Origin of the sequence: Actinomadura keratinilytica, from assembly GCF_039539665.1 — a bacterium.
GTDB lineage: Bacteria > Actinomycetota > Actinomycetes > Streptosporangiales > Streptosporangiaceae > Spirillospora > Spirillospora keratinilytica.
The window spans coordinates 1-23,323 of sequence record NZ_BAABDO010000080.1; the positions used below are offsets into that span (position 1 = coordinate 1).

The window sequence follows — 23,323 nt, forward strand, 5'->3', positions numbered from 1 at the left end:
TCGGGAGGCAGCATCACTCGGCCCGGTCCTCAGCACCCGGCACCCGAGCCGGCGACGTCAGATGGTGGCCCATGCTGCCGACCAGCATGGCCATCTCGTAGGCGATCAGCCCCACGTCCGCCTCCTCGTCGGCCAGCACGGCCAGGCAGGCGCCCTTGCCCGCCACCGTGACCAGCAGGAACGCCGACTGCATCTCGATGATGGACTGCCGGACCGGACCGCCGCCGAACCTGATGCCCGCGCCCTTGGCCAGGCTCTGGATGCCGGACGCCACGGCGGCCAGATGCTCGCCGTCGTCCTGGCTCATGCCCTGCGAGGCCGCCATCAGCAGGCCGTCGGCGGACAGCACCACCGCATGCCGAGTGTGCGGCACCCGCTTCACCAGATCGTCCAGCAGCCAGCCCAAATCGGCCGACGAAGCAGACTTCTGCATCAGTGATCGTCCTCGCCTTCTGCTGCTCGCGTGCCCATCATCCGGGCCGCCTCGTCACGCCCCCGGCGGGTGCCCTTCTGGTAGGAGCCCATGATCCGCAGCACCTCCTCGGGAGAACGGCCCGGTTCGTCCGGCTCCTCGTCCTGCCGCTCGTCCTCCTCCTCCGCCGCCGTGCGCAGCGGCGGGGCCAGGTTGGCCTGGGGGACCCGGACGGGCAGACCGGACGGTGTGCTGGCGTTCTCGGGCACGATTGGCTGCTCCTCCGGCGGATGGAAATCGTCGTCGAGACGCGCGGCGCCCTCCGCGGTCCCCTGGCCGGGACGCGTACGGGCCTTGGCGGGCGCGTCGTCGCTCCTGTCGTCTCCGGCCGCGCGTGCGCCATTGCCGCCGCAGCCGGTGGACGAGGCGGCCTGCCGCCCATCGGAGCGGACCGCCGGACGCTCGGAAAAGTGAGAGGGGACCGCGGACGGCGACCGCTGCCTCAGGCCGGGCTCCCCGGGGCCGCCGGGTGCAGCGGGGTGCCGCGCGGCCTGCTCGTCGGTCGTGTCAGGACCGCGGCCGTCGATGGCGGATCCGTCGACCGCGCGTTCGGTCTCCTCCGCCGGGCCGGACAAGAGCGCCTGGGGCCGGGTGCAGTCCTCCGCCTCGCCGACCGCGTCCACCACCGGCACCGGACGCCGCCGACCGCGCGTCGGCAGGTGGTCAGGGCGGAACGGCTGCATCGGGGGCGCCTCGGCGGCGACGTCCGCCTGCCCCCCGTGCTTCGGCTGTATCACCGCACCGGGCACAGCCGCTCCCGCGCCGGGGCGATGGACACGACGATGGACGCGACGACCGCCGGCGGCTCCAGGCCGCGGATCGACGGCCGGACCTCGCGCAGGGGCCCCCGTGCGGCGAAGGCGCGCAGGGCGGAGAGCGACGCCGGAAGGGCGGTGGTCTCGGTCCGCAGGCGCGAGTTGCGGAAACGCATCGGTTCGTCCTCAGTGAGTCCTCAGATGGGCTCCCGGGGGGACTCGGTGCCCGTCATGAGGTGGCTGACGGCGGCGAGCCGGAGGGGGCCCGGTGTCCGGGGCGGTCAGCGGTGTACCGCATGGCACGCGCCAGTACCTTAGCAACGTCGCCGCCCTGCTTGCCGTACCTTGTTCCCACTGAGCCGCGCTAATGCGGAATCATGCCGACATGATCAGACGTGCATTGCTCTGACCTCTGGAAGCGCCCACGGCACGCATTTGTGTGATGTTCATGACAAGGCGCCGTGGGCGCGCTCCCACTCAGACTTCCGTGTTCAGATGGCGGTGCGCCAGGTGGCGTGCGGCGAGGACGGACGCGCGGACGATGGCGGTGGGGTGGTACAGATCCTTGTCGTGCCACAGCGCCGGCCCGGCACCGTATCCGTTTTGTCCGACTTCGTGGGTCAGTAGGAATTCATCGGCCCGCGCGACCACTTTTCGCAGCTCCTCGGAGGCGTCGGCGGAAGGCAGGAGGGTTTGCACGGCATAAGCCGTTTCCTCGGCCGTTCCCTCCCACAGCCCCCACGACCCGTCGGGCCGCCGGGTGTCGAGGACCCAGCGCCGGGCCTGCTCGACCGCGGCCGCCGCCCGGGGCCCGCCGAAGCGCTCCAGGGCCAGGACGCAGCTCATGGTGGCGTAGTAGGGGGAGACGTGCCACCGGTCGGTCCAGCTTCCGTCCGCGTGCTGGTTGCGGCACAGCACCGAGGCCAGCTTCTCGACGGTCGCCCGGTAGCGCTCGACGGGGACGGGGCCGCCGTTCCCGGTCGCCCGGGAGGCGCCGTTCGCCGTGACGTGCCGCAGGTAGGCGCCGAAGGCTTCGAGCGCGTGCGCGTTCGTCGTCACGGAGAAGCCGTCCTCGCCGGGCCAGGTGCAAAAGTGCGTCTCCGTCTCGTACGTCCACAGCGGGTCGGGCGGCCTGGGCGCGCCGAGCAGGGCGAGCGCGTACAGGGCGCCGGACGAGGTGTCGGCGTCGGCCGGCAGCCCCTCCGCCGCGGGGGTCCCGGCCGGGCCGAGCGTGTCTTCGAGGCTCGTCCGCAGGTCGGCGGGCACCGACGACACCAGTCCCGCGCGCGCCAGGATGGACAGCACCCAGCCCCGCTCGAAGACGGTGATGGGATAGCCGCACGGCGCCAGCCCGTCGTGGCGGCTCACCACCGTCTCCAGGAAGATCCGCGCCGGATTGCCCGGATCGCCGGCGGACCGCTCGTCCAGCCACGCCGCGGTGGCCGCCGGGGACGCGCCGACCGTGCCCGTGCCGGCCGGCCGGACCGCACCGGTGCCCCGGGCCAGGTCGGCGACGGTCTCCAGCGCGTGCACCACCTTGTCGGGCGGTGCGATGCCGGCCGCCAGCACCTTGCGGATCTTGACCAGCCGGGAGTCGTCCAGGCCGGGCGGCAGGCCGAGCCGGAGCCCCGGCGACCAGGAGTCTCGGACGAGGTCCGGCCGCGTCCGCTCCAGGTCGTCCAGCAGCCGGTTGATCGAGCCGATGAGGGAGGCGGCGATGAGATCGACCGCGGGCATGTCCGGCACGCCGTCGGCGTCGAGCGTGGGCAGCAGCCGCTCCAGCAGCCGCAGCCCCCGGCCGGCGGCCGCGAGCAGTTCGCCCGGCTCGGCGGCCTGCGCGGAGCCTTTGTCACGGTCCACGGACGTCAGCAGCGCCTCCACCGCGCTCAGCGTCGGGACCATCGCGTAGCCGCCCGGCGCGCCCCAGCCGCCGTCGGGCCGCTGCTCCGCCAGCAGGTACCGCACGCGTCTGCCGTGGCCGGTGAGCCACGGGGCCAGGGTCACCAGCTTGCCGGTCTCGTAGATCGACGGGGAGACCTGCCCCCAGGGCTCGGCCAGGAGCCCGCCGACCAGCTCACGGGCGGCCGCGGCGAGGTCGGCCCCCCTTCCGGACGGCCCCCCTGTGTCTGCGGAGGCTGTGCGTACGGAGATGGCGTCGCCCACTGTCACTGCTCGCTCCAGTCGTCCATGCCGTGGGAGGGGATGGTGCGGCTCACAGCTCGCCCTGGTCGTCAGGGCGGCCGTATAAGCCGGTGCGGTAGCCGGTCTGGCGTTCGGGTAGGCCGCCTCCCCGGGGGAGCTCGCCCGCAGGGGCCCGATCAGGCGGCGGCAGCGGTCGACGGGCTCGGTCCGCGCGGTCACCTCGTCCTGGCGCAAGGTCTCCAGCCGCTGCACCTTCCGGCCGACCGCCGGAGGTTCCGTCCGGCGCGGGCGCGTCGGAGACGAGGATCCGGCGCGAGATGTCGACGAGGTCGGGGCCGGTGGGGGAGCTCGCTGCGCCGAGCGCGGCGGGCGGCAAGCCGCAGAGGAAGCGGACGGCCGGATGGACTCCCGGTTCACGCGCCGCCCCGCTGCCGGCGAACCGCGGTGCCGAGGTGTGCTTGTCGGGCCCTGCCTCTGCCGGACGTCCTGCGGTGACACCGGTGTGCGCTGCGGGGGGACGGCCGTGAGCGGGCCGCCAGGCCGCCGGGTGTCGCCTGACAGGGGAGCCGGGTCGCGAGAGGGATGGCCTACGCCTGCGCGCGGTGCCTGTTCCGACGGACATCCTCAACCTCTCGCGGTGCGTTCTCGACGCGGAAGAGATGGGAGCAGCTAGGCGTTTATCGGCTTTTGTGAAACTTGTACGTTATGGGTGTTTCTGGGGAAGTATCGCATGATCAATTAACGGCGATCAAGGGTGCGCATGTTGACGTTTGCGACTCCTGGGAGTGACTTTCCTCACTTGCCGGCGCGTTGTCCGCGCTGTTGAGGCGCCCTGACAGAACGCAGTGTGACGAGTGATCGCCAACAATCACGCTGCGTTGGTCATGTGCGATGGTTGGTCGAACGAAGTATCGATTTTCCCGCTATCCATATCGCGCACCCGCATTTCTCGGCGAATGGGATAAATCGGGCACCGTCAGCCCTTGAGGCGGTCGGCGTCGGCGATGTGCGCGTTCAGCGGCGTCGGCAGCAGCACCGACCACGGCCGCTTGGTGGACACCTTGATACCGCCGACGATCGTCCGGTCGCCGCAGCGGGCCGTCACGTCGTACACACCGGGACGCGCGTCGCGGCGGACCACCGCCGTGCCGATGCCGTAGTCGTCGTCTCCGGTCAGCGTGACCGTCCGGGTGAACGCCGCCGACCGCGCCCAGCGCCGCCCCGATCCCGTCGCCTCGCAGCCGGGTACCGTGACGTCGACCCGCTCGCCCGGTCGCGGTGTGCTCGGAGACACCAGCACCGGACGTGCGCCGATCGCGGTGGCCTGTCCGGAGACCGGGCAGACCAGGCCGGCGGCGACCAGGGCCGTGCCGACCACGGCGATGCCGCGCAGGCGCAACCGTACTCCTCGGGGTGCTGAGAGGGGACGTGCCGTCCACCGCGGACGCGCCGTCCGCGGGACGTGACGTCGGCACTCTAGTGGCTTCGGGGCGCCGCCTCTAGGGATGTACCGAAACGTCCGAAATAGTCATGCGGTCTCGGGGGCCGGGGACCGCACCGCCCGGCGCGCCCGGCGGCCCGCCGACATGCCGTCCGCCGTCAGCACGATCAGCGCCGCCCACACCAGCAGGAACCCGATCCAGCGACTGGGCGGCATGTGCTCGTGCTGCACCAGCAGGCCGATCAGGAACTGCAGCACCGGCGCCAGGTACTGCAGCATGCCGACCGTGCTCATCGGGATCCGCGTCGCCGCCGCGTTGAACAGCAGCAGCGGGATCGCGGTCACCACCCCGGCGCCCGCCAGCAGCGCCATGTTGCCCGCCCCGTGGTGCCCGAACGCCGCCGACCCGCCCGCCTCCAGCGCCAGCGCGAGCGCGAGCGCCGGCGCGAACATCACCGCGGTCTCCACCGCCAGGCTCTCCACCGACGGCATGTCGGCGAACTTCTTGACCAGCCCGTAGGTCCCGAAGGAGCAGGCGAGCACCAGCGCGATCCACGGCAGCCGCCCGTAGTCGGCGGTGAGCACCGCGACGGCCGCCGCGCCCAGCCCGACCGCCGCCCACTGCCCGGCCCGCAGCCGCTCCCGGAACACCACCACGCCGAGCAGGATGCTGATCAGCGGGTTGATGAAGTACCCCAGCGACGCCTCGATCGTGTGACCGGTGTTGACGGCGTAGATGTAGGTGCCCCAGTTGGCGCTGATCACCACGGCCGCGACGGTCAGCAGCCCGAGCCGCCGCCGGCCGAGGGTGCGCACCCACGCCCAGTGCCGCAGCACCGCGCACATCGCCAGCACGGCCGCCAGCGACCACATGATCCGGTGGGCCAGGATCTCCATCGCCCCGGCCGGGTTCAGCAGCGGCCAGTAGAGCGGGAACAGCCCCCACAGCGCATAGGCGGCGATGCCTGCCAGCATCCCCCGACGATCCACCACGCGCATCACGGTACCAGGACGTAATCTGCTAAACCTGGGCACACTCCTGACATCTCCCCCCTGCTGGTCGCCGCGGCCGCGCGTTAGCCTGGAAGACATGTTCGGCTTTGCGAAGACCGAGATGGTCTCCCCGGAGAAGGCGCTCCCCGGCCGGGAGGAGCCGATGCCCGTCCCGCCTCGCCACGAGGTGCTCGACGCCCCGCTCGCCCCGCCCTACCCGGAGGGCTCCGCGGTCGCCGAGTTCGCGCTGGGCTGCTTCTGGGGCGCCGAACGCAAGTTCTGGCAGACGCCCGGCGTCATCAGCACGGCCGTCGGCTACGAGGGCGGCTACACCCCCAATCCCACCTACGAAGAGGTCTGCACCGGACTGACCGGCCACACCGAGACCGTCCGCGTCGTCTACGACCCCGCCCGGATCTCCTACGACGACCTCCTGCGCGTCTTCTGGGAGGCCCACGACCCGACACAGGGCATGCGCCAGGGCAACGACGTCGGCACCCAGTACCGCTCGGCCGTCTTCTACCAGGACGACGCCCAGCGCAAGGCCGCCGAAGCCTCCCGCGACGCCTACCAGAAGGTCCTCGCCGAGGCCGGCTACGGCCGCATCACCACCGAGATCACCGCGGCCGCCCCCTTCTACTTCGCCGAGGCATACCACCAGCAGTACCTGTCGGACGCCAAGAACCCGAACGGCTACTGCGGCCTCGGCGGCACCGGCCTCTCCTGCCCCGTGGGCATCGCCCGAGCCGACAGCTGACGGGGGAGGCCCGGCACCGGCGTTCGGTCAGAGGGTAAGGACTGTTGCGCCATCACGCCCTCGCCCGCGACGTGGTGCGCGAGGCCGCCGACCTCACCACACGACGCACCGCCTCATCCGCGAACTGGCCCGACGACTGAACATCGATCCCTTATGCAGTCCGCACTCAGGCCGGGGTGGAGGGTCGGTGGGCATGGACAGGGGCGGGAGTGGTCAGTATGTTCCGCAGCGCGGGTTTCGGACGTACTGACCAGGGAGTGTGGGTGACCGCCCAGTTTGCGATGCCTTCGCCGGTGAGGACTGTCCGGATCCTGCTCTGTGTCGCGGCGTTCCTGACCTTCATGGCGGCGCTGCAGGGAGGACTGGTGGTGGGCGGCGCCGAGGGCGTCGGTGTCGCGGTCGGCCTCTCCCTGCCCGCGGTCGCCAGCCTGGCGGCGGCCTGGGCGATCGCGAGGCGCCCGGGCCGCAAAGTGCGCGTCGGCGTCATCGTGCTGCAGGTCCTGTACCTGTTCTGGCAGTTCGGCCGGATCGCCGACGGCGACCCGTTCGGCCTGGTGGGGGCGATCCTTCCGGTGGCCATCCTGATCCTGGTCAACCGGTCCGCGGCGCGGCAGTACTTCTCGCGCGCCGAATGACTGGTAACGGTCGGCCCCTGGAATCATCTCAACCCGGCCGTTATCGTCCTCGCCAACGTACGCGTGCGGGGCTGCCAGGGGAGGTCGGGTGTTCGGTTCCACGGTGAGGCCGTGCGCGCGGCGGACTGGCCGCGGTTACCTCATCGCGGCGTTGTGCGCGATGCTGTGCGCGGGATGCAGCGCGGACCGGGAGGGGGCGGCCGGTGCCTCCTCGACGGCGTCGTCCGCGGCGCCGGCGCAGACCCGTTCCGCCCGGCCGCAGGGGGGTTTGATGAACGAAGACGAGATCCGGGAGACCGTGCGGCGGGCCATGGAGGAGGCCGGAGAGCCCCACAGGGGCGCCCTGACCCACAAGACCGCCTCGATGCTCGAGGAGGTCTCGGCCCCGCTGCCGAAGACCTGGAGATTCTTCATGTTCGAGGCGTTCCCCCACCCGCAGGCCTCGTTCCAGGTGGCCGTCGAGGCGAGCACCGGGAAGGTGGTGTCCCTGACCGGCAGGCCCGAGGCGTTCGGCGAGGTGCTGCGCGCCTCGAAGGCGACCCTGCCGACCACGCGCGAGGCGGTCGCCGTGGCCCGCGCCTACCTGGACCTGACCCGGACCATGGACCGCTACCTGCGCGTCGTCGACGGCGTCGACGATCTGACGTGGCTGCCCGAGCCGACCGCCGAGGAGAAGAGGGCCCGCGAGCGGGCCGAGCCCCGGCTGCGTTCCCTGTTGAAGCCGCCCACGGCCGTCGCCAAGGGAGACGCCTACGTCGTCACGCTGTTCGTCCGGAACGGGACGGACATCGAGCAGCGCACGGTCAGAATCGACGCCGGGGCCTCCGTGACCGACACGCGGCAGGTCATGCTGCGGGGGCTGCCGCTCGCCTGACGGTGCGAGGCCCCTCGTGCGGTGGCGTCGGCCGGTCCGGGCGTCCGGCCGCGAGTGGCGCGCCTGCGCGTCCGCCGGGGGGCGGTGAGCCGACCCGAAATCTGTGTTGACCGTAATGTGAGTTAAACGCGCTTGATCACCTTTTGTGGTGTGGTCATAATCGGACCTGCCTCGGTGCCCGGGGGTCTGGCGGCGAGTGCTCCTGGATGTGTTCTGCCCACCAAGGTGGTCTTCTTTGCTCTCGCTTCCCCGTCGGCCCCGGTATGCGGTGTCTTCGGCGTCCGACCGCGGCGAGGGTCCGATCTCTTATATCGCCGTGGCTCTGCTGGTGAGCCTGCTGGTGGGGGCGCTCGTCGTCACGAACGTTCCGGTCACCGTCGCGTCTGCGATCAAGACCGCCGTTTGCAAGGTCGCCGCCGGCTCGTGGTGCGACACCCCTGAGAAGGCCGCTGAAGGCCGAGGCACGTCCGGCGGCGGACGCCCGGTAACCGTCGCGGCTCCTCAGAACGGTGGACAGAAGAAGGACGACGGCAACTGCTGGAGCTGGGCGGACTGGGCCTGCGGCGCCGTCGACGGACTACGCCTCGGGTCCTGGGACGTGATCAAAGACACCTGGGACGGCATCACCTTCACCGGCTGCCTGGTGCACATCTGCAGCCATGACGGATTCACGAGCAACTGGAGCAGCATCGGCGCGCTCTTCACCACGGACCCGCGGGAGACCGGCAAGGCCATCCTGGACGAGGCCACCAAGCCGATCCGCGACGACTGGAACAACGGCCACAAGGTCCGCGCCGTCTTCCGCGCCATTCCGACCACGCTCGGCGTCGTCTTCGGCGGCAAGGGCCTGACCAAGCTCAAAAACCTCAAGGGCAAGAACAGGAGTAGGGGCAAGGACAAGGAGCCCGACCCGCCGGCCCGCTTGGACGCGCCTGAGGTGATCGAGCGGCGGGCGGAAGAGGCGGGGCGGCGCGGCGACGTGGAAGGCGCCGAGGAGGCGCTGGAAGACGCCGAACAGCATAGACGCGAGCTACTGGAGGCCGCGGAAAAGGACCAGTCCAAGGTCTCCATGGGCGAGAGGGCGAAGGCTCAGGCCACCGTCAGGGCGGCCAAGAGGGCCGTCGCGGACGCCAAGGTCCGCAAAGTCCTGATGCGGACCCCGACGGGGCGCTGGGCCAACGACATCCTCAACCGGTACAACGTCGAGGTCCGCTACGAGTCCGACGGGGGCAGCTACTACATACCCACGGTCAATCAGATTCACGTCAGCACGTCCAAGGGGGGAAGCAAACCGAAGGGAGAGCGCTCGCCGGAGGACGTGCGCTCTCCCGAGTCGCTGGCGGTCATCTTGGTCCACGAGGCCAACCATGTCGAGTACGAGCACACCGGCAGGGTCCCCCCAAGGACTGTGCCGAGGGACAAGTACCTGAAAAGCCGTGTCCGGGAGGAGGCCGAAGGGACCGCCCGTGAGGTGGAGCAGGTGTACGAGCTGCGACCGCTGGGGGTCAAGGTGGGCGCGGGGATCGCCGAGGACATATACGACCGCGGCTACCACCGTGCTCGCAGGCAGGCCATTGAGCGGGGGGAGAAGTTGACCGAGGCGGAGCTCCATGAGATCGGCCGGAAGGGCGCGGTGGATGCGCTGGAGGAGGCGTTCCATGCCGGGCGGTTCCGGACGTCCAATACCGGTGAGACGTACCCCGACTACTACGGAAAGTACTGGGACCAGGCGAACGGCTGGAGCAAGCCCCCCGTCGATTGAGCCGGTCCGATCGGCAGGCGGCGGTGCGGCCGGGAGGCGGTCGGGGGGCGCCGCCCCGGGAGGCTAGGTTGGCGGGCATGGAGCTGACGGTGGGACTGCGGGGCGAGGTGGTCGCCACGGTGGGGCCGGACGACACGGCCGAGCGGGTCGGCAGCGGGGACGTGCCGGTTCTGGCAACGCCGCGGTTGGTGGCGCTCGCCGAGGCCGCCACGGTGCGGGCGGTCGCGGGGCGGCTGGGGGAGGGGCGGACGTCGGTGGGCACGCGCGTGCAACTCGCCCACCGTGCCGCCAGCCCGATCGGGGCGCGGGTCACGGTGACCGCGGAGCTGACCGCCGTGGACGGCAGGCGGCTCTCGTTCACCGTGTCGGCCACCGACGGGGGCGGCACGGTGCTCGGCGATGGTCGCGTCGAGCGGGTCGTCGTCGATCGTGAACGGTTCCTGGGCGCCCTCGCGCGCTGAGCGGGGGCGTCAGTACGGTAGCGGTCGGCCGGACGGGGTTCGCAGGTCCAGCGGGCTCGGTCGGCGTGGGGGTCGCGGGCGCTTGACAAGCTGCTGCCTGGCCATGTTGATCATCTCCCCCGTGGTGGCGATGACGTAACCCCGGATCCGTGTGAAGGTGCGGACGGATCCGAGGTTCGCCGAGTTTATGCACCCGTCTCGTGTAGTTCGACCGATTTTTCGGGGTGGTGTGCGGTGCCCGGCCGCGGCCGGTTCCGGCCGCCCGGGGCGAGACGGCGGGCGGGGCGGGACGCCGGGGGGCTAGGACACCACGTCCCGGTCGCGGAAGCGGCGGAAGGCGAGCGCGAACAGCACCGCGGAGTACGCCACCGACAGCGCCGTGCCCTTGGCCATGCCGGTCCACTGGACCTGCGGCTGCAGGGCGTCGGTCCACGCGTACATCCAGTGGGTCGGCAGGAAGTCCCGCCAGGAGCCCAGCGCCGTCACCGCGTCCAGGATGTTGCTGACGATCACCAGCCCGACCGCGCCGCCGACCGCGCCCAGCGGGGAGTCCGTGGTGACCGACAGCAGGAACGCCAGCGCCGCCACGACCAGCTGGCTGACCAGCGCGAACGCGACGACGATCAGCATGCGGCCCAGCGCGGTGCCGGCCGGGACGGCGCCGCCGGCGGGCAGCCGCACCTCGCCCCAGCCGAACGCGACCGCGCCCGCGACCAGGGACATCAGCGGCAGGGCGAGCACGGCCGCCGCCGCGTACCCCAGCGACACGATCAGCTTCTGCCGCAGCAGCCGGGCGCGCGGCACCGGGGCGGCCAGCAGGTAGCGCAGCGACGACCAGCTCGCCTCGCTCGCCACGGTGTCGCCGCAGAACAGCGCGACGGCGACCACGAGCAGGAACCCGACCGAGACGAACATCGCGAACAGGGCGAAGTTCATGGCGCTCGCGGTCGCCACGGTGACCAGGCCGGGGGCCTCGCCCGGTTCCGGGTCGCCGCCGAGCTGGAACGCGGCGACCAGCACCCACGGCAGCGCCAGCAGGATGCCGAACGCCATCAGCGTGCGGCGGCGCCGGAACTGCCGGGCGGCCTCCACGCGCAGCGGCAGGGTGCGTCCCACCCGGTAGCCGGCCGAGCCGTCCGCCGGCGCCGCCGCGGAGCGTGCCGCGACCTCTTCGACGCTGCTCACTCCGTCCCTCCGGTTCCGATGATCTCCAGGAACGCGTCCTCCAACCGCCGCCCGGAGCCGACGATCTCGGCGACCGGGCCGGCCGCGACGCGCCGCCCGCGCGACATGACCACCGCGTGCGTGCAGGTCTGCTCCACCTCGGCCAGCAGGTGGCTGGACACGATGACGGTGCGTCCGGCCTGCGCGTACCGCACCAGCACCTCGCGCATCTCGCGGATCTGCGGCGGGTCCAGGCCGTTGGTGGGCTCGTCCAGCACCAGCAGGTCGGGCAGGCCGAGCATGGCCTGGGCGATGGCCAGCCGCTGCCGCATGCCCTGCGAGTAGGTGCGCACGGGCCGGTCCAGCGCGGCGCCGAGGCCGGCGATGCGCAGGGCCTCCTCCAGGTGCGCCTCCTCGGCCGGGCGGCCGGTGGCGCGCCAGTACAGGTCGAGGTTGTCGCGGCCGGACAGGTGCGGCAGGAACCCGGGCCCCTCGACGAACGACCCGAGCCGCGACAGCACGGGCGCGCCGGGCGCGACGCGGTGCCCGAAGATGCGGATCTCCCCGGCGTCGGGGTGGATGAGGCCCATGAGCATGCGCAGCGTGGTCGTCTTCCCCGCGCCGTTCGGGCCGAGCAGGCCGAGCACCTGCCCCTTCTCCACGCGGAACGACAGGTCGTCGACGGCCAGGTGCCCGTTGGAGTACGCCTTGGTCAGCCCGGTGATCTGCAGCGGGACGTCGGCGAGCGACGGGTCGTACTCGGCACCGCCCCCGCGGCGGCGCCCGGTGGCCAGGATCCCGGCGGCGACGGCCAGGCCCGCGGCGGGCAGGATCCACACCCACGCGGGCACGGGCGCGGCCGGGGTGGTCAGCGACGGGACGCCCGGCACCGTCAGCCCGGAGACGGCCCGCACCTTGTAGGTGGCGGGTTTGACGGGCGTGGCGAACCCCATGTCGGTGGTGGACAGCACGAGCCGCATCCGGTGGCCCCGGTCGAAGCGGTAGTCCATGCCCGGGAGGGTGACGGTGACCTCGCGTCCGTCGCCGGCGTCCCGCACCCGCAGCGGCGCGGCCAGGCGGCGCGCGGGGGACGCCTGCTCGTCGGGCGCGACGTCGTACAGCTTGGCGAACAGCGTCACCTCGCCCTCGCCCTGGACCCGCACGCGCACCGTCGGCGCGCCGGTGAGCTGCAGCGGCTCGGTCAGCCGCGGCGAGTCGAACACGGCGGACTGGCCGGGCATGTCGGCGGGCAGCTGCCCGGCGAGCGCGCCCGCACCGCCCAGGTCGCCGATGCCGCCGAGGGCGCCGAGGCCGGGCAGCGCGGAGATGGACGGGGGCGATCCGCCCGCCGGGTTGTGCACCGTCTGCTCGGGTCCGGTGAGCGGGACGGTGCGCCGCTGGGCCCCGTTCAGGCCCGGGTAGCGGCCGGTGGACGCGGCCAGTACGACGACCTGCTGGCTGCCCGAGTCGATGCCGCCCGCCCGCGTCACGGTGAAGCCGTCCACCTGCGGTGCGTCGCCGTCGCCGCGCAGCCGCCGGTCGAACCAGTCGCGGACGAGCCCCCGGATGCGCTCGGTCTCCGGGTCGCCGCCGTCGTGGCCGCCCTGGTACCAGACCACCGACACGGGCGCGCCGTTGCGGGCGATGGCGCGCGCGTTGGCGTCGGCCTGGTCGAGCGGGAACAGCGAGTCCGACTGGCCCTGCACCAGCAGGGTCGGCACCCGGATCCGGTCGGCCACGGACTCGGGGCTGGAGCGGCGCAGCGTCTCGACCGCCTCCGGCGTCGGCCTCCCCGACTCGGCGACCTGCTGGTACATCGCGCACAGCGCCGGCAGGAACCGTCCGCACGCCTGGTCTCCGCCGCTGCCGGTGAAGAAGATCCCGGCCCACAGCTTCTTGAAGACGCCGGCGTCGGCGCCCTCGCCGGTCGCGTTCGGGAACAGCGCGTCGGGCAGGCTGTACCAGGTGATCTGCGGGGCGATGGCGTCCACGCGGGCGTCGTGGGCGGCGGTGAGCAGCGCGATGGCGCCGCCGTAGGAGGCGCCGGCGATGCCGACGCGCGGGTCGCCGGGCCGGTCGAGCGCCACCTCGGGGCGGCGCGCCAGCCAGTCGATGAGCTGCCGGACGTCCTTGACCTCGTAGTCGGGGGAGTTGAGCGCGATCTGCCCGGTGGACGCGCCGAACCCGCGCGCCGACCAGGTCAGCACCGCGTACCCGGCGCGGGCGAGGTCCTCGGCCTCGGCGCGCACTTCGTCCTTGGAGCCGCCGAACCCGTGCGCCAGCAGGACGGCGGGGCCCGTGGCGCGTCCCACCGGCCGGAAGAACGCGGTGTCGAGCCAGACGCGCTGGTCGTCCTTCGGCCCGTCGACGACCTGGATGCGCTGGTGCAGGGCCCTGACGGGCGGTTCCCCGGACGCCACGCCCCAGGCCACCCCGCCGCCCGCGGCGACCATCGCGACCGCTCCGGCGGCGGCCGTCCAGCGCGTGACGCGCCCGGCTCCGCCCCACCGCTCCCGGAGTCCGCGTGCTGCCCCCAGCCTCATGCCCAGCACCCTATGCGCCGCGTGCGGGACGGCCGGTCCGTCCCCCAGACGATCTTGTCTGCTCCCGTCGCCGTATCCGGGTCCGGCCCGGTTACGCCCCCTGCGGTATCACACCTTCGGAAAAAGTTCCGTTTCACCGCGGGACGCGCGGGGAGAGGGCCGCGGTGAACATCGCGGTGAGGCGGTCGGTCAGCTCGGCCGGGTCGGCGGCGTGCAGGTCGCCCATGCCGACCGTGCGGCGCAGCGGGCCGAGACCCATGATGAGCTGCGCGGCGAGGGTGGCGCGGGCGCGGGCGTCCGGGCCGTCGAGGCGGGCGACCAGCGGTTCGACCAGGACGCGTTCGGTGTGCTCGCTGAGGACGGCCTGCACCTCGGGGCTGCCGACGGAGCGGTCGATCATGCGCGGCAGGGGACCGGGGTCGGTGCGGTGCACGGCGCGCACCACATGCTCGGCCAGCCGCCGGGGCAGGGTCGCCGCGTCCCCGGCGCAGATCAGTCCGGCCAGTGCCGACTCGCCCTCCAGCACCTCGGCGAACAGCCCGGCCTTGGAGCCGAAGTAGCGGTGCACCAGGGCCACGTTGGCGTCCGCCGCGGCCGCGATCATGCGGACGGTCACGCCGTCGTAGCCGTGCTCGCCGAACAGGTCCCGGGCGGCCTCCAGCAGCCGGCGCCGGGTCGCCTCCCGGTCGCGCGGCCGGTCGCGCCGCCCGGCGGGGCGCGCGCCGGGGTCCGGCGGCCCGCCGATGTCCGGCTCATCCCGCTTGACGAGCGTCTTCTCTCCTGTCGCCACGCGCCCAAGTATTGCCTGGTTTGCAGGTAAACGGATGACTACATAGGATATGTGCAGAGCACAGATAATTGACGTGTTATGGGGGCCAGGGTGACTCAAGCCAGCGTGACGCCGGATACCGGCGGGCGGCACGCCGCGCCGCGCGACCAGGCTCCGGTGCACTACACGCACCGGCAGATCCTGGAGATCCTCACGGGGCTGATGCTGGGCATGCTCACCGCGATGATCTCCACGTCGATCGTGGGCACCGCGCTGCCCACCATCGTCGGAGACCTCGGCGGTCAGGACCAGCTGTCCTGGGTGGCCAGCGCCACGCTGCTGACCATGACGGCCTCCACCCCGCTGTGGGGCAAGCTGTCGGACATCTTCGGCCGCAAGCTGATGTTCCAGACCGCCCTGGTGCTGTTCGTGGTGGCCTCCGTCGGCGCCGGGCTGTCGCAGAACATCGGCGAGCTGATCGCGGCGCGCGCCCTGCAGGGCCTGGGCGCGGGCGGCCTGTCGGCGCTGGCGCAGGTCATCCTGGGCGACGTCGTCGCACCGCGCGAACGCGGCCGCTACGCCGGCTACATGGGCGCCGTGTTCGGCGTGGCCACCGTGGCGGGCCCGCTGCTCGGCGGGTTCATCGTGGACGCCGACGGGCTCGGCTGGCGCTGGTGCTTCTACGTCTGCGTCCCGCTCGCCGTCATCGCCTTCCTGGTGATCCAGAAGGTGCTGAAGCTGCCCAAGGTCAAGCGCGACACCCGGCTGGACATCTTCGGCGCGTTCACCATCACCGGCGGCGCCGCCGTGGTGATGCTGCTGCTGTCGCTCGGCGGCAAGGAGTTCGACTGGAACTCCGGCTGGACCTACGGCCTGGTGGCCGCCGCGTTCGTGCTGCTGGTGCTGGCCGTGGTCGCCGAGCGGATCGCACGCGAGCCGATCCTGCCGCCCCGGCTGTTCCGCAACCCCACGTTCGTGCTCACCAGCCTGGGGTCGGCGGCGCTGGGCTGCGCCATGTTCGGCGGGATGATCTACCTGCCGCAGTACCTGCAGATCGTCAAGGGCATGAGCCCCACCGCCTCCGGGCTGATGACGCTGCCGCTGGTCGCGGCCATGCTCGTCACCTCCACCGTCTCCGGCCAGATCGTCACCCGCACCGGCCGCTACAAGGTCTTCCCGGTGGCGGGCATGCTGCTGGCCGGCGTGGCCATGTACCTGCTGTCGCAGCTGCACACCGACTCCGGCGAGCTGGTCATCGGGGTGGACCTGGCCGTGCTCGGCCTCGGCCTCGGCCTGACCATGCAGATCCTGCTGCTGGCCGCGCAGAACGCCGCCGCCCCCGCCGACCTGGCCGCCACCACCTCGGGCGTGTCGTTCTTCCGCAACCTCGGCGGCGCCATGGGCGTGGCCGGCTTCGGCGCGGTCCTCACCAACCGCCTCACCAGCGAGCTGACCGACCGCATGGCCGCCGCGCACGTCAGCGCGCCCGCGGGCGGTCAGCACCTGGGCTCGCCCGACCAGATCCACGCCCTGCCCGAGCCGTTCCGGGGCTGGGTGCTGGACTCGTTCACCGCCGCGCTGCAGCACGTGTTCCTGTTCGGCATCCCGATCACGGTCGTCGGACTGCTCGCCGTCCTGGCGATCAAGGAGCTGCCGCTGCGCGGCGGACGCGCCGCCGCTGCCGCGCCGGCCGGGGCTGGGGCCGGCGCCGCAGCGGGCGGCTCCGACCGGAGCGGGGCGGCTCCGGTGGACGCGGCGGGGTCGGCGTCCACCGGGACCGGCACCGGATGCAGGCACGCGCGCGCCGACCAGCCGCCCGCCGTCCCGGCCGAGCAGCCGGTGCCCGTCGGTGTGAACGGCGCCCACGGCGTCCACGCCGCGCAGAGCCCGAACGGAGTGGCCGCCGCCGCGGCCGCGGCGCCCGCGTCCGCGTCCGCGGTGGCCGGCCACACCGTCCCCGACGAGGAGGACGGCGGGCAGATCCGGGGCGTGGTGTACGGACCGGGCGGCGGACCGGTCGCCTCCGCCGCCCTCACCCTCATCGACGTGGCCGGGCGCCAGCTCGGCCGCGCCCAGACCGGCCCGGACGGCCGGTACGCCCTGCGCACCCCCGGCCCCGGCACCTACGTGCTGATCGCCGCGTCCGCCGAGCACGAACCGCAGGCCGCCACCCTCGTCGCCGGTGCCAAGCCGCTCGACTTCGACCTGGTCCTGGCGGGCGGCGGCGGGCTGTCGGGCACGGTGCGCGACTCCGCCGGCGCCCCGGTCGACGGGGCCATGGTCGTGGTCACCGACGTGCGCGGCGAGGTCGTGGGCAGCGCCCGCACCGCGGCCGACGGCGGCTACGCCCTGCGCGACATCGCCGCGGGCGCCTACACCGTGGCCGTCAGCGCCGAGGGGCACCGGCCCGTCGCCCTGCAGGCCGAGGTCGCGGGCAGCGGCGCCACCCGCCTGGACGTCGAGCTGCGGCCCGGCGTGCAGGTGCGCGGCGTCGTCCGCAACCGGGCCGGCGAACCCGTCGCCGAGGCCAGCGTCACCCTCCTGGACGGCGCCGGCACCGTGGTCGCCCACATGATCACCGGACCGGACGGCGAGTACGCCTTCACCGACCTCACCGGCGGCCAGTACACCGTGATCGCCTCCGGCTACCCGCCGGTGGCCACGGCCCTGACGCTGACCGGCGACGGCCCGGGCGGGCACGACATCGAGCTCGGCCACCCCGACGCATGAACGGAGGGCGCGCCATGAGCGACACCCGGGGCCTGCGCGGAACCGTCCGGACCAAGGACGGCTGGGCGGTGCGGCACGCCGTCGCCACCGTCACCGACCTGACCGGACGGCAGGTCGCGCGGGTGGAGGCGGACGAGGCCGGACGCCTGGCCGCCCCGCCGCTGCCGCCGGGGACCTACACGGTCATCCTCACCGCGGTCGGCTACGCCCCGCACGCCGCCACGCTCATCGTGCCGGCGTCGGGCGCGGCCGACCTCGGCACGGTCGTGCTCGGCCGGGCCGGCGGCCCCGAGCTGCCGCCGCCCGGCCCGTGGACGATCGACCCGGTGCACTCCAGCGTCGGCGCCGTCGCCCGGCACCTCGGGCTGTCCAGCGTGCGCGGCCGGTTCGCGTCCTTCGAGGGGCGCATCGACATCGCCGAGCCGGTGGAGGAGTCGACGGTGCGGGCGCGCATCGACGCCGCGTCCATCGACACCGGCCACAAGCTGCGCGACGACCACCTGCGCTCGGCCGACTTCCTCAACGCCGACGTCCACCCGGTCATCGAGTACGAGGGGATGGGGCTCACCGCGCTCGGCACCGACCGGTGGACCGTGCACGGACGGCTCACCCTCAACGGCGTCACCCGCCCGGTGGACCTCGATCTGGCCTACCTCGGCAGCGGCCCCGACCCGTGGGGCGGCACCCGCATCGCGTTCCGCGCGGGCACCGAGCTGCGCCGCGCCGACTTCGGCATCCGCTACAACGAGATCCTGGAGGCCGGGATCGCCGCGGTCGGCGAGAGCCTGCGCGTCGAACTGGAGATCCAGGCCGTCCAGGGCGACACGCCGCCGACCGCCTGACGGCCGCCGCCCGCTCCGGTCAGCGGCCCTTCAGCTCGCGGAGGAGCCGCTCGGCCTGCGCACGGTCGGCGGGCCCGGTGATGACGATCCGCCCGTCCAGGATCGGCATGTCCACCCGCGGCGCCGTGACCAGCCGGTCGCGCACCACGAACGCCAGATCGCGGCCCACCGACGCGCGGGTCAGGTTGGCGAACGCCGCGTGGTCGTGCCGGCGCAGCGTCACCGCCACGTCGTAGGCACCGCTGGTGCCGTTGCGCTGCGTGCGCAGGTCGGCGACCTCGCGGATGGCGATGCCCTGCGCCAGCCGGTAGCAGACCGGCCCGCTCGCCGACTGCCCCGTCACCCCGGGCGTGCCGGCCGGGCACTGCCCCGGCGTGGTCTGCGTCACCGGGAAGACGTTCAGCGGCGAGGCCAGCACCACCGGACGGGTGCGCATGGACGCGGCGATCATCGCTCCGCTCACCGCCACCGCGGCGATCAGCAGCCCCAGCGTGACCACCATGACCAGCAGCGCGGACCGGTGCGCGCGCGCCGCCTGCTCGGCGTCGACGTGGCGGCGCCGGTGCGCGGCCCGGCTGCGCTTGACCGCGGCGATCTCCCGCTGCCGCGCCGCCGAACGCGCCCGACGGCGCCGGGCCTCGTCCGCGGACGCCGTGCCGAGCCCCGACCCCGGCGGCAACCCCAGCCCCACACCGCGCTCGCCACCGACCGGGACGGGCATGGGCTCGGTGCCCTTCGCGCCCTCCGCACCACCTGGCGGCGTCGCGCGTTCGGCGGATCGGCCGTGTCCCGCGTGCTTTGCGCCCTGTGCGGATTTCATGCGGTCGGCGGCTGTGCCGCCTTGCGTGGGGTCCGTGCTCTGCGAGGCTCCCGTGTCGTCTGCTGGTTTTGCGTGTCCCGCAGGCTTGCCGTCCTGCGCGGGTTGGGCGCTCTGCGCGCTCTCCACGCCGCCTGGCGGCGTCGCGCGTTCGGCGGATCGGCCGTGTCCCGCGTGCTTTGCGCCCTGCGGGGCTCCCGCGCCGTCCGCAGGTTCTGCGAGCCCGGGGACCCTGCCGCCCTGCGCGGGTCGGGCGCTCTGCGCGCTCTTCGCACCACCTGCCGGTGTCGCGCCTTTGGCGGATTCGCCGTCCGCGTGCTTTGCGCCGTGCGTTGGTCGTGCGCCCTGCGCGGGCCCTATGCCGGGCGTGGGGTCTATGCGCCCGGCGGCCGTGCTGCCCTGCGTGGGGTTCACGCCCTGCGCGCCCCCTGCGGCCCCTGGCGGTGTCGTGCCTTTAGGGGATATGTCGTGCCCTGCGGGCTTGGTGCCTTGTGCGGCCCCCGTGCTCACCGCGGGTTCTGCGAGGTTGGCGGCTGTGCCGCCTTGTGCGGGGTTCGTGCTCTGTGCGGCTCCGGTGTCGTCTGCTGGTTTCGCGTGTCCCGCGGGCTCGCCGCCTTGGGCGGTGCTCTTTGCGCCGCTCGGCGGCGTCGTGCCTTCGGTGGATTCGCCGTGTTCTGCGGGCCTGGTGCCTTTCGATGCCGCTTGCTCGGGGGGTGGGACGGCTGCCGCGTCCTTCTTCTTGCGGCGCCCGCGCTTCCTCCTGCGGTCTTTCCTGCCCTTGTCGGGGGCGGGCGGCGGTGCGTCGACGGTCGCGCGGGGCGGCTCGGGCTCCGCCGGGGCAGCGGGCGGATCGTCCTCGCGTGCCGGCACGGCGACGTGCGTAGGCTGGCGGCCCTTGCTGCGGCGCGGAATGACCCGCATTCGTCACCTCCCCGATGGCGCGGCCCTCACCGGCCGGCCCCCACGCGTCGTACCCGACCGCGCTTCACCCGACCACTCGTACCCGACGGTCCTCGCGGCGATCTCCGGATGATCTACCGTTTGGGCCAGTCTTCCAGTACCCCGGGCGGCAGTGCAGCGTCCAACCGGCCGAACCCGGCCACATCCGGGCGAAAACGCACGGGCCGGCCCCTCAGGGGCCGGCCCGTGCAGCAGAGAACCGAGGTCAGTCGACGCGCCAGGTGTCGCCGCTGGCGAGGAGGGCGGCCAGGTCGCCCTTGCCCTCGCGCTCCACGGCCTCCTCGATCTGGGCGCGCAGCAGCTCGTCGTAGGACGCACGCTGCACGTTGCGGAAGATGCCGATCGGGGTGTGCTCGAACGACGGCGAGTCCAGCCGCGACAGGGCGAACGCCTGCGACGGGTCGGGGTTGTGGGCGTCGTGCACCACCAGGTCCGACGGGTCCACGTCCGCGACGTCCACCACCTCGAAACCGCCGGACGGGCCGCGGCGCAGCCCCTTCTGCCGGTCCTTGCCGAACACCACCGGCCGGCCGTGCTCCAGGCGGATGGTGATGTCGTCGCGCACCTGCGGGTCCTTCAACGGCTCGAACGCGCCGTCGTTGAAGATGTTGCAGTTCTGGTAGATCTCCACCAGCGCGGTGCCCTTGTGCTGGGCGGCCTCGCGCAGCACCGACTGCAGGTGCTTGCGGTCGGAGTCGATGGTGCGCGCCACGAACGTCGCCTCCGCCCCGATCGCCAGCGAGATCGGGTTGAACGGGGCGTCCAGCGACCCCATCGGCGTCGACTTGGTGATCTTGCCGAGCTCCGAGGTGGGCGAGTACTGGCCCTTGGTCAGCCCGTAGATCCGGTTGTTGAACAGCAGGATCTTCAGGTTGACGTTGCGGCGCAGCGCGTGGATCAGGTGGTTGCCGCCGATCGACAGCGCGTCGCCGTCACCGGTCACCACCCACACCGACAGGTCCGGACGCGACACCGCCAGCCCCGTCGCGATCGCCGGGGCGCGGCCGTGGATCGAGTGGAACCCGTAGGTGTTCATGTAGTACGGGAACCGCGACGAGCAGCCGATCCCGGAGACGAACACGATGTTCTCGCGGCGCAGCCCCAGCTCGGGCAGGAACGACTGGACCGCCGCCAGGATCGCGTAGTCCCCGCAGCCGGGGCACCAGCGCACCTCCTGGTCGGTCTTGAAGTCCTTGAGGGTCTGCTTCTGGTCGGTCTTGGGCACCAGCGCCAGGGCGCCGAGCCCGTTGCCGTTGACCCCGTTGACCCCGTTCTCACTCACTGTCGATCACATCCTGGATGACGCCCGCCAGCTCCTCGGCCTTGAACGGCAGGCCGCGCACGCGGTTGTAGCTGATCACGTCGACGAGGTACTTGCCGCGCAGCAGCAGCGCCAGCTGACCGAGGTTGATCTCGGGCACCAGCACCCTGTCGTAGGAGCGCAGCACCTCGGCGATGTTGGCCGGGAACGGGTTGAGATGCCGCAGGTGCGCCTGGGCGACCGGACGGCCCGCCTTGCGGACCCGCCGCACCGCCGCGGAGATCGCACCGTACGTGCTGCCCCAGCCGAGCACCAGCACGCGCGCCTCGCCCGACGGGTCGTCCACCGCCAGCGGCTCGATGTCGCGGGCGATGCCGTCCACCTTGGCCTGGCGCAGCCGCACCATCGTGTCGTGGTTGGTCGGGTCGTAGGAGATGTTGCCCGAGCCGTCGGCCTTCTCCAGGCCGCCGATGCGGTGCTCCAGGCCCGGTGTGCCGGGCACCGCCCACGGCCGCGCCAGCGTCTCGGGGTCGCGCCCGAACGGCTGGAAGTCCCCGCCGTCGGCGGTGGCGAAGCCCGGCTCGATCGTCGGCAGCGAGTCGACGTCCGGCAGCTTCCACGGCTCGGAGCCGTTGGCCAGGTAGCCGTCCGACAGCACCACCACCGGCGTGCGGTACTTGACGGCGATGCGGGCCGCCTCCAGCGCCGCGTCGAAGCAGTCCGACGGCGAACGCGGCGCCACCACCGGCACCGGCGCCTCGCCGTTGCGGCCGAACATCGCCTGCAGCAGGTCCGCCTGCTCGGCCTTGGTCGGCATGCCGGTGGACGGGCCGGCGCGCTGCACGTCGATGATCACCAGGGGCAGCTCGGTCGCCACCGCCAGGCCGATCGTCTCGCTCTTGAGCGCGATGCCCGGCCCGGACGTGGTCGTCACGCCCAGCGAACCGCCGAACGAGGCGCCCAGCGCCGCGCCCACCGCGGCGATCTCGTCCTCGGCCTGGAACGTTCGCACGCCGAAGCGCTTGTGCCGGGACAGCTCGTGCAGGATGTCGGACGCCGGCGTGATCGGGTACGAGCCCAGGAACACCGGCAGCCCGCTGCGCTCGCCCGCCGCGACCAGCCCGTAGGCCAGCGCCGTGTTCCCGGTGATGTTGCGGTACAGGCCCGGCTCGTGCTCGGCGGGCTTGACCTCGTACGACACCGAGAACGCCTCGGTGGTCTCGCCGTAGTTCCAGCCCGCCCGGAACGCGGCGATGTTCGCCTTCATGATCTCGGGCTTGCGGGCGAACTTGCGCTCCAGGAACGCGATCGTCCCCTCGGTGGGCCGGTGGTACAGCCACGACAGCAGCCCGAGGGCGAACATGTTCTTGGCGCGTTCGGCGTCCTTCTTGGAGATGTCGAAGTCGGCCAGCGCGTTCACCGTCATCGAGGTCAGCGGCAGCGCGTGCACGCGGTACTCGCTGAGCGAGTCGTCCTCGACCGGATTGCCGGTGTAGCCCACCTTGGCCAGGTTGCGCTTGGTGAACTCGTCGGTGTTGATGATCAGGTCCGCGCCGCGCGGCAGGTCGGGCAGGTTGGCCTTCAGCGCGGCCGGGTTCATGGCCACCAGTACGTTCGGCGCGTCGCCCGGCGTGAGGATGTCGTGGTCGGCGAAGTGGAGCTGGAAGCTCGACACGCCGGGCAGCGTTCCGGCCGGGGCACGGATCTCGGCGGGGAAGTTCGGCAGCGTCGACAAGTCGTTGCCGAACGCCGCGGTCTCCTGGGTGAAGCGGTCGCCGGTCAGCTGCATGCCGTCACCGGAGTCACCGGCGAAACGGATGATGACGCGGTCGAGCTGCTGGACCTGCTTGGTCACAGAGGAAGACCTCCTCGACGCGCAGCATCCGGCCCGGGGGAGGCACCCGGGAACGTGATGCTACTTAGGCTTACCTTCATGGTATGTCCG

Annotated in this window: 19 protein-coding genes; 7 read left to right on the plus strand and 12 right to left on the minus strand. The window is 72.7% G+C overall.

What is annotated here, in order from left to right:
* Positions 1-13 precede the first annotated feature (13 nt).
* The 6 genes from ABD879_RS22405 to rarD all read right to left on the minus strand — a co-directional run bounded on the left by ABD879_RS22405 (position 14) and on the right by rarD (position 5,809).
* Positions 14-433, minus strand: coding sequence for a roadblock/LC7 domain-containing protein (locus tag ABD879_RS22405; RefSeq protein ID WP_345023507.1), 420 nt, complete (start codon positions 431-433; stop codon positions 14-16).
* On the minus strand, positions 433-1,221 hold the full coding sequence (locus tag ABD879_RS22410) for a hypothetical protein (protein WP_345023509.1): 789 nt from the start codon (positions 1,219-1,221) through the stop codon (positions 433-435). Before ABD879_RS22410 ends, ABD879_RS22405 begins: the two co-directional genes overlap by 1 nt.
* Positions 1,206-1,403, minus strand: a complete 198-nt coding sequence (locus ABD879_RS22415; protein WP_345023510.1) for a hypothetical protein — start codon at positions 1,401-1,403, stop codon at positions 1,206-1,208. The genes ABD879_RS22410 and ABD879_RS22415 overlap by 16 nt, the downstream gene beginning before the upstream one ends.
* A 301-nt stretch (positions 1,404-1,704) precedes the next feature.
* Positions 1,705-3,396: a prenyltransferase/squalene oxidase repeat-containing protein gene (locus tag ABD879_RS22420; protein WP_345023511.1), complete on the minus strand. Its 1,692-nt coding sequence runs from the start codon at positions 3,394-3,396 to the stop codon at positions 1,705-1,707.
* A 949-nt stretch (positions 3,397-4,345) separates the two neighbouring features.
* The gene (locus tag ABD879_RS22425; RefSeq protein WP_345023512.1) at positions 4,346-4,768 is read right to left on the minus strand and encodes a hypothetical protein; all 423 of its coding nucleotides are present in this window, start codon (positions 4,766-4,768) and stop codon (positions 4,346-4,348) included.
* A gap of 129 nt (positions 4,769-4,897) precedes the next feature.
* The gene (rarD, locus tag ABD879_RS22430) at positions 4,898-5,809 is read right to left on the minus strand and encodes an EamA family transporter RarD (protein ID WP_345023513.1); all 912 of its coding nucleotides are present in this window, start codon (positions 5,807-5,809) and stop codon (positions 4,898-4,900) included.
* A gap of 91 nt (positions 5,810-5,900) precedes the next feature.
* Here rarD and msrA point away from each other — a divergent pair, with 91 nt between their 5' ends.
* The 5 genes from msrA to ABD879_RS22455 all read left to right on the plus strand — a co-directional run bounded on the left by msrA (position 5,901) and on the right by ABD879_RS22455 (position 10,292).
* Complete coding sequence (gene msrA / locus ABD879_RS22435; protein WP_345023514.1) at positions 5,901-6,560, plus strand: peptide-methionine (S)-S-oxide reductase MsrA; 660 nt, start codon at positions 5,901-5,903, stop codon at positions 6,558-6,560.
* 293 nt (positions 6,561-6,853) lie between these two features.
* A complete protein-coding gene (locus ABD879_RS22440; RefSeq protein ID WP_345023515.1) occupies positions 6,854-7,195 on the plus strand; it encodes a hypothetical protein in 342 nt (113 codons plus the stop codon).
* Between the two features lie 271 nt (positions 7,196-7,466).
* Complete coding sequence (locus tag ABD879_RS22445; RefSeq protein WP_345023516.1) at positions 7,467-8,069, plus strand: hypothetical protein; 603 nt, start codon at positions 7,467-7,469, stop codon at positions 8,067-8,069.
* Between the two features lie 316 nt (positions 8,070-8,385).
* The gene (locus ABD879_RS22450; protein WP_345023517.1) at positions 8,386-9,831 is read left to right on the plus strand and encodes a cell envelope integrity TolA family protein; all 1,446 of its coding nucleotides are present in this window, start codon (positions 8,386-8,388) and stop codon (positions 9,829-9,831) included.
* Positions 9,832-9,908: 77 nt separating this feature from the next.
* On the plus strand, positions 9,909-10,292 hold the full coding sequence (locus ABD879_RS22455) for a thioesterase family protein (RefSeq protein ID WP_345023518.1): 384 nt from the start codon (positions 9,909-9,911) through the stop codon (positions 10,290-10,292).
* 300 nt (positions 10,293-10,592) lie between these two features.
* Here ABD879_RS22455 and ABD879_RS22460 read toward each other — a convergent pair whose 3' ends face one another.
* The 3 genes from ABD879_RS22460 to ABD879_RS22470 all read right to left on the minus strand — a co-directional run bounded on the left by ABD879_RS22460 (position 10,593) and on the right by ABD879_RS22470 (position 14,789).
* Positions 10,593-11,477, minus strand: a complete 885-nt coding sequence (locus ABD879_RS22460; RefSeq protein WP_345023520.1) for an ABC transporter permease — start codon at positions 11,475-11,477, stop codon at positions 10,593-10,595.
* Complete coding sequence (locus ABD879_RS22465) at positions 11,474-13,999, minus strand: alpha/beta fold hydrolase (RefSeq protein ID WP_345023521.1); 2,526 nt, start codon at positions 13,997-13,999, stop codon at positions 11,474-11,476. The genes ABD879_RS22460 and ABD879_RS22465 overlap by 4 nt, the downstream gene beginning before the upstream one ends.
* Before the next feature lie 133 nt (positions 14,000-14,132).
* Positions 14,133-14,789: a TetR/AcrR family transcriptional regulator gene (locus ABD879_RS22470; RefSeq protein ID WP_345023522.1), complete on the minus strand. Its 657-nt coding sequence runs from the start codon at positions 14,787-14,789 to the stop codon at positions 14,133-14,135.
* A 78-nt stretch (positions 14,790-14,867) separates the two neighbouring features.
* Between ABD879_RS22470 and ABD879_RS22475 the strand changes: the two genes are divergently transcribed.
* On the plus strand, positions 14,868-17,498 hold the full coding sequence (locus ABD879_RS22475; protein ID WP_425549648.1) for an MFS transporter: 2,631 nt from the start codon (positions 14,868-14,870) through the stop codon (positions 17,496-17,498).
* A gap of 14 nt (positions 17,499-17,512) precedes the next feature.
* Positions 17,513-18,340: a YceI family protein gene (locus ABD879_RS22480; RefSeq protein WP_345023524.1), complete on the plus strand. Its 828-nt coding sequence runs from the start codon at positions 17,513-17,515 to the stop codon at positions 18,338-18,340.
* A 19-nt stretch (positions 18,341-18,359) separates the two neighbouring features.
* Here the strand turns inward: ABD879_RS22480 and ABD879_RS22485 are convergent, their stop codons facing one another.
* From ABD879_RS22485 to ABD879_RS22495, 3 genes are all read right to left on the minus strand, one after another.
* Complete coding sequence (locus ABD879_RS22485; protein WP_345023525.1) at positions 18,360-19,061, minus strand: SecDF P1 head subdomain-containing protein; 702 nt, start codon at positions 19,059-19,061, stop codon at positions 18,360-18,362.
* A 1,261-nt stretch (positions 19,062-20,322) separates the two neighbouring features.
* Positions 20,323-21,399: a 2-oxoacid:ferredoxin oxidoreductase subunit beta gene (locus ABD879_RS22490; protein WP_345023526.1), complete on the minus strand. Its 1,077-nt coding sequence runs from the start codon at positions 21,397-21,399 to the stop codon at positions 20,323-20,325.
* Complete coding sequence (locus ABD879_RS22495; RefSeq protein WP_345023527.1) at positions 21,392-23,233, minus strand: 2-oxoacid:acceptor oxidoreductase subunit alpha; 1,842 nt, start codon at positions 23,231-23,233, stop codon at positions 21,392-21,394. The genes ABD879_RS22490 and ABD879_RS22495 overlap by 8 nt, the downstream gene beginning before the upstream one ends.
* Positions 23,234-23,323: the final 90 nt, after the last annotated feature.

What these genes read in the sequence shown, in the direction of transcription:
- ABD879_RS22405 (WP_345023507.1), bottom strand. Translation starts at nt 433, where the DNA reads ATGCAGAAGTCTGCTTCGTCGGCCGATTTGGGCTGGCTGCTGGACGAT.
- ABD879_RS22415 (WP_345023510.1), bottom strand. Translation starts at nt 1,403, where the DNA reads ATGCGTTTCCGCAACTCGCGCCTGCGGACCGAGACCACCGCCCTTCCG.
- rarD (WP_345023513.1), bottom strand. Translation starts at nt 5,809, where the DNA reads ATGCGCGTGGTGGATCGTCGGGGGATGCTGGCAGGCATCGCCGCCTAT.
- msrA (WP_345023514.1), top strand. Translation starts at nt 5,901, where the DNA reads ATGTTCGGCTTTGCGAAGACCGAGATGGTCTCCCCGGAGAAGGCGCTC.
- ABD879_RS22445 (WP_345023516.1), top strand. Translation starts at nt 7,467, where the DNA reads ATGAACGAAGACGAGATCCGGGAGACCGTGCGGCGGGCCATGGAGGAG.
- ABD879_RS22455 (WP_345023518.1), top strand. Translation starts at nt 9,909, where the DNA reads ATGGAGCTGACGGTGGGACTGCGGGGCGAGGTGGTCGCCACGGTGGGG.
- ABD879_RS22465 (WP_345023521.1), bottom strand. Translation starts at nt 13,999, where the DNA reads ATGAGGCTGGGGGCAGCACGCGGACTCCGGGAGCGGTGGGGCGGAGCC.
- ABD879_RS22475 (WP_425549648.1), top strand. Translation starts at nt 14,868, where the DNA reads ATGGGGGCCAGGGTGACTCAAGCCAGCGTGACGCCGGATACCGGCGGG.
- ABD879_RS22480 (WP_345023524.1), top strand. Translation starts at nt 17,513, where the DNA reads ATGAGCGACACCCGGGGCCTGCGCGGAACCGTCCGGACCAAGGACGGC.
- ABD879_RS22485 (WP_345023525.1), bottom strand. Translation starts at nt 19,061, where the DNA reads ATGCCCGTCCCGGTCGGTGGCGAGCGCGGTGTGGGGCTGGGGTTGCCG.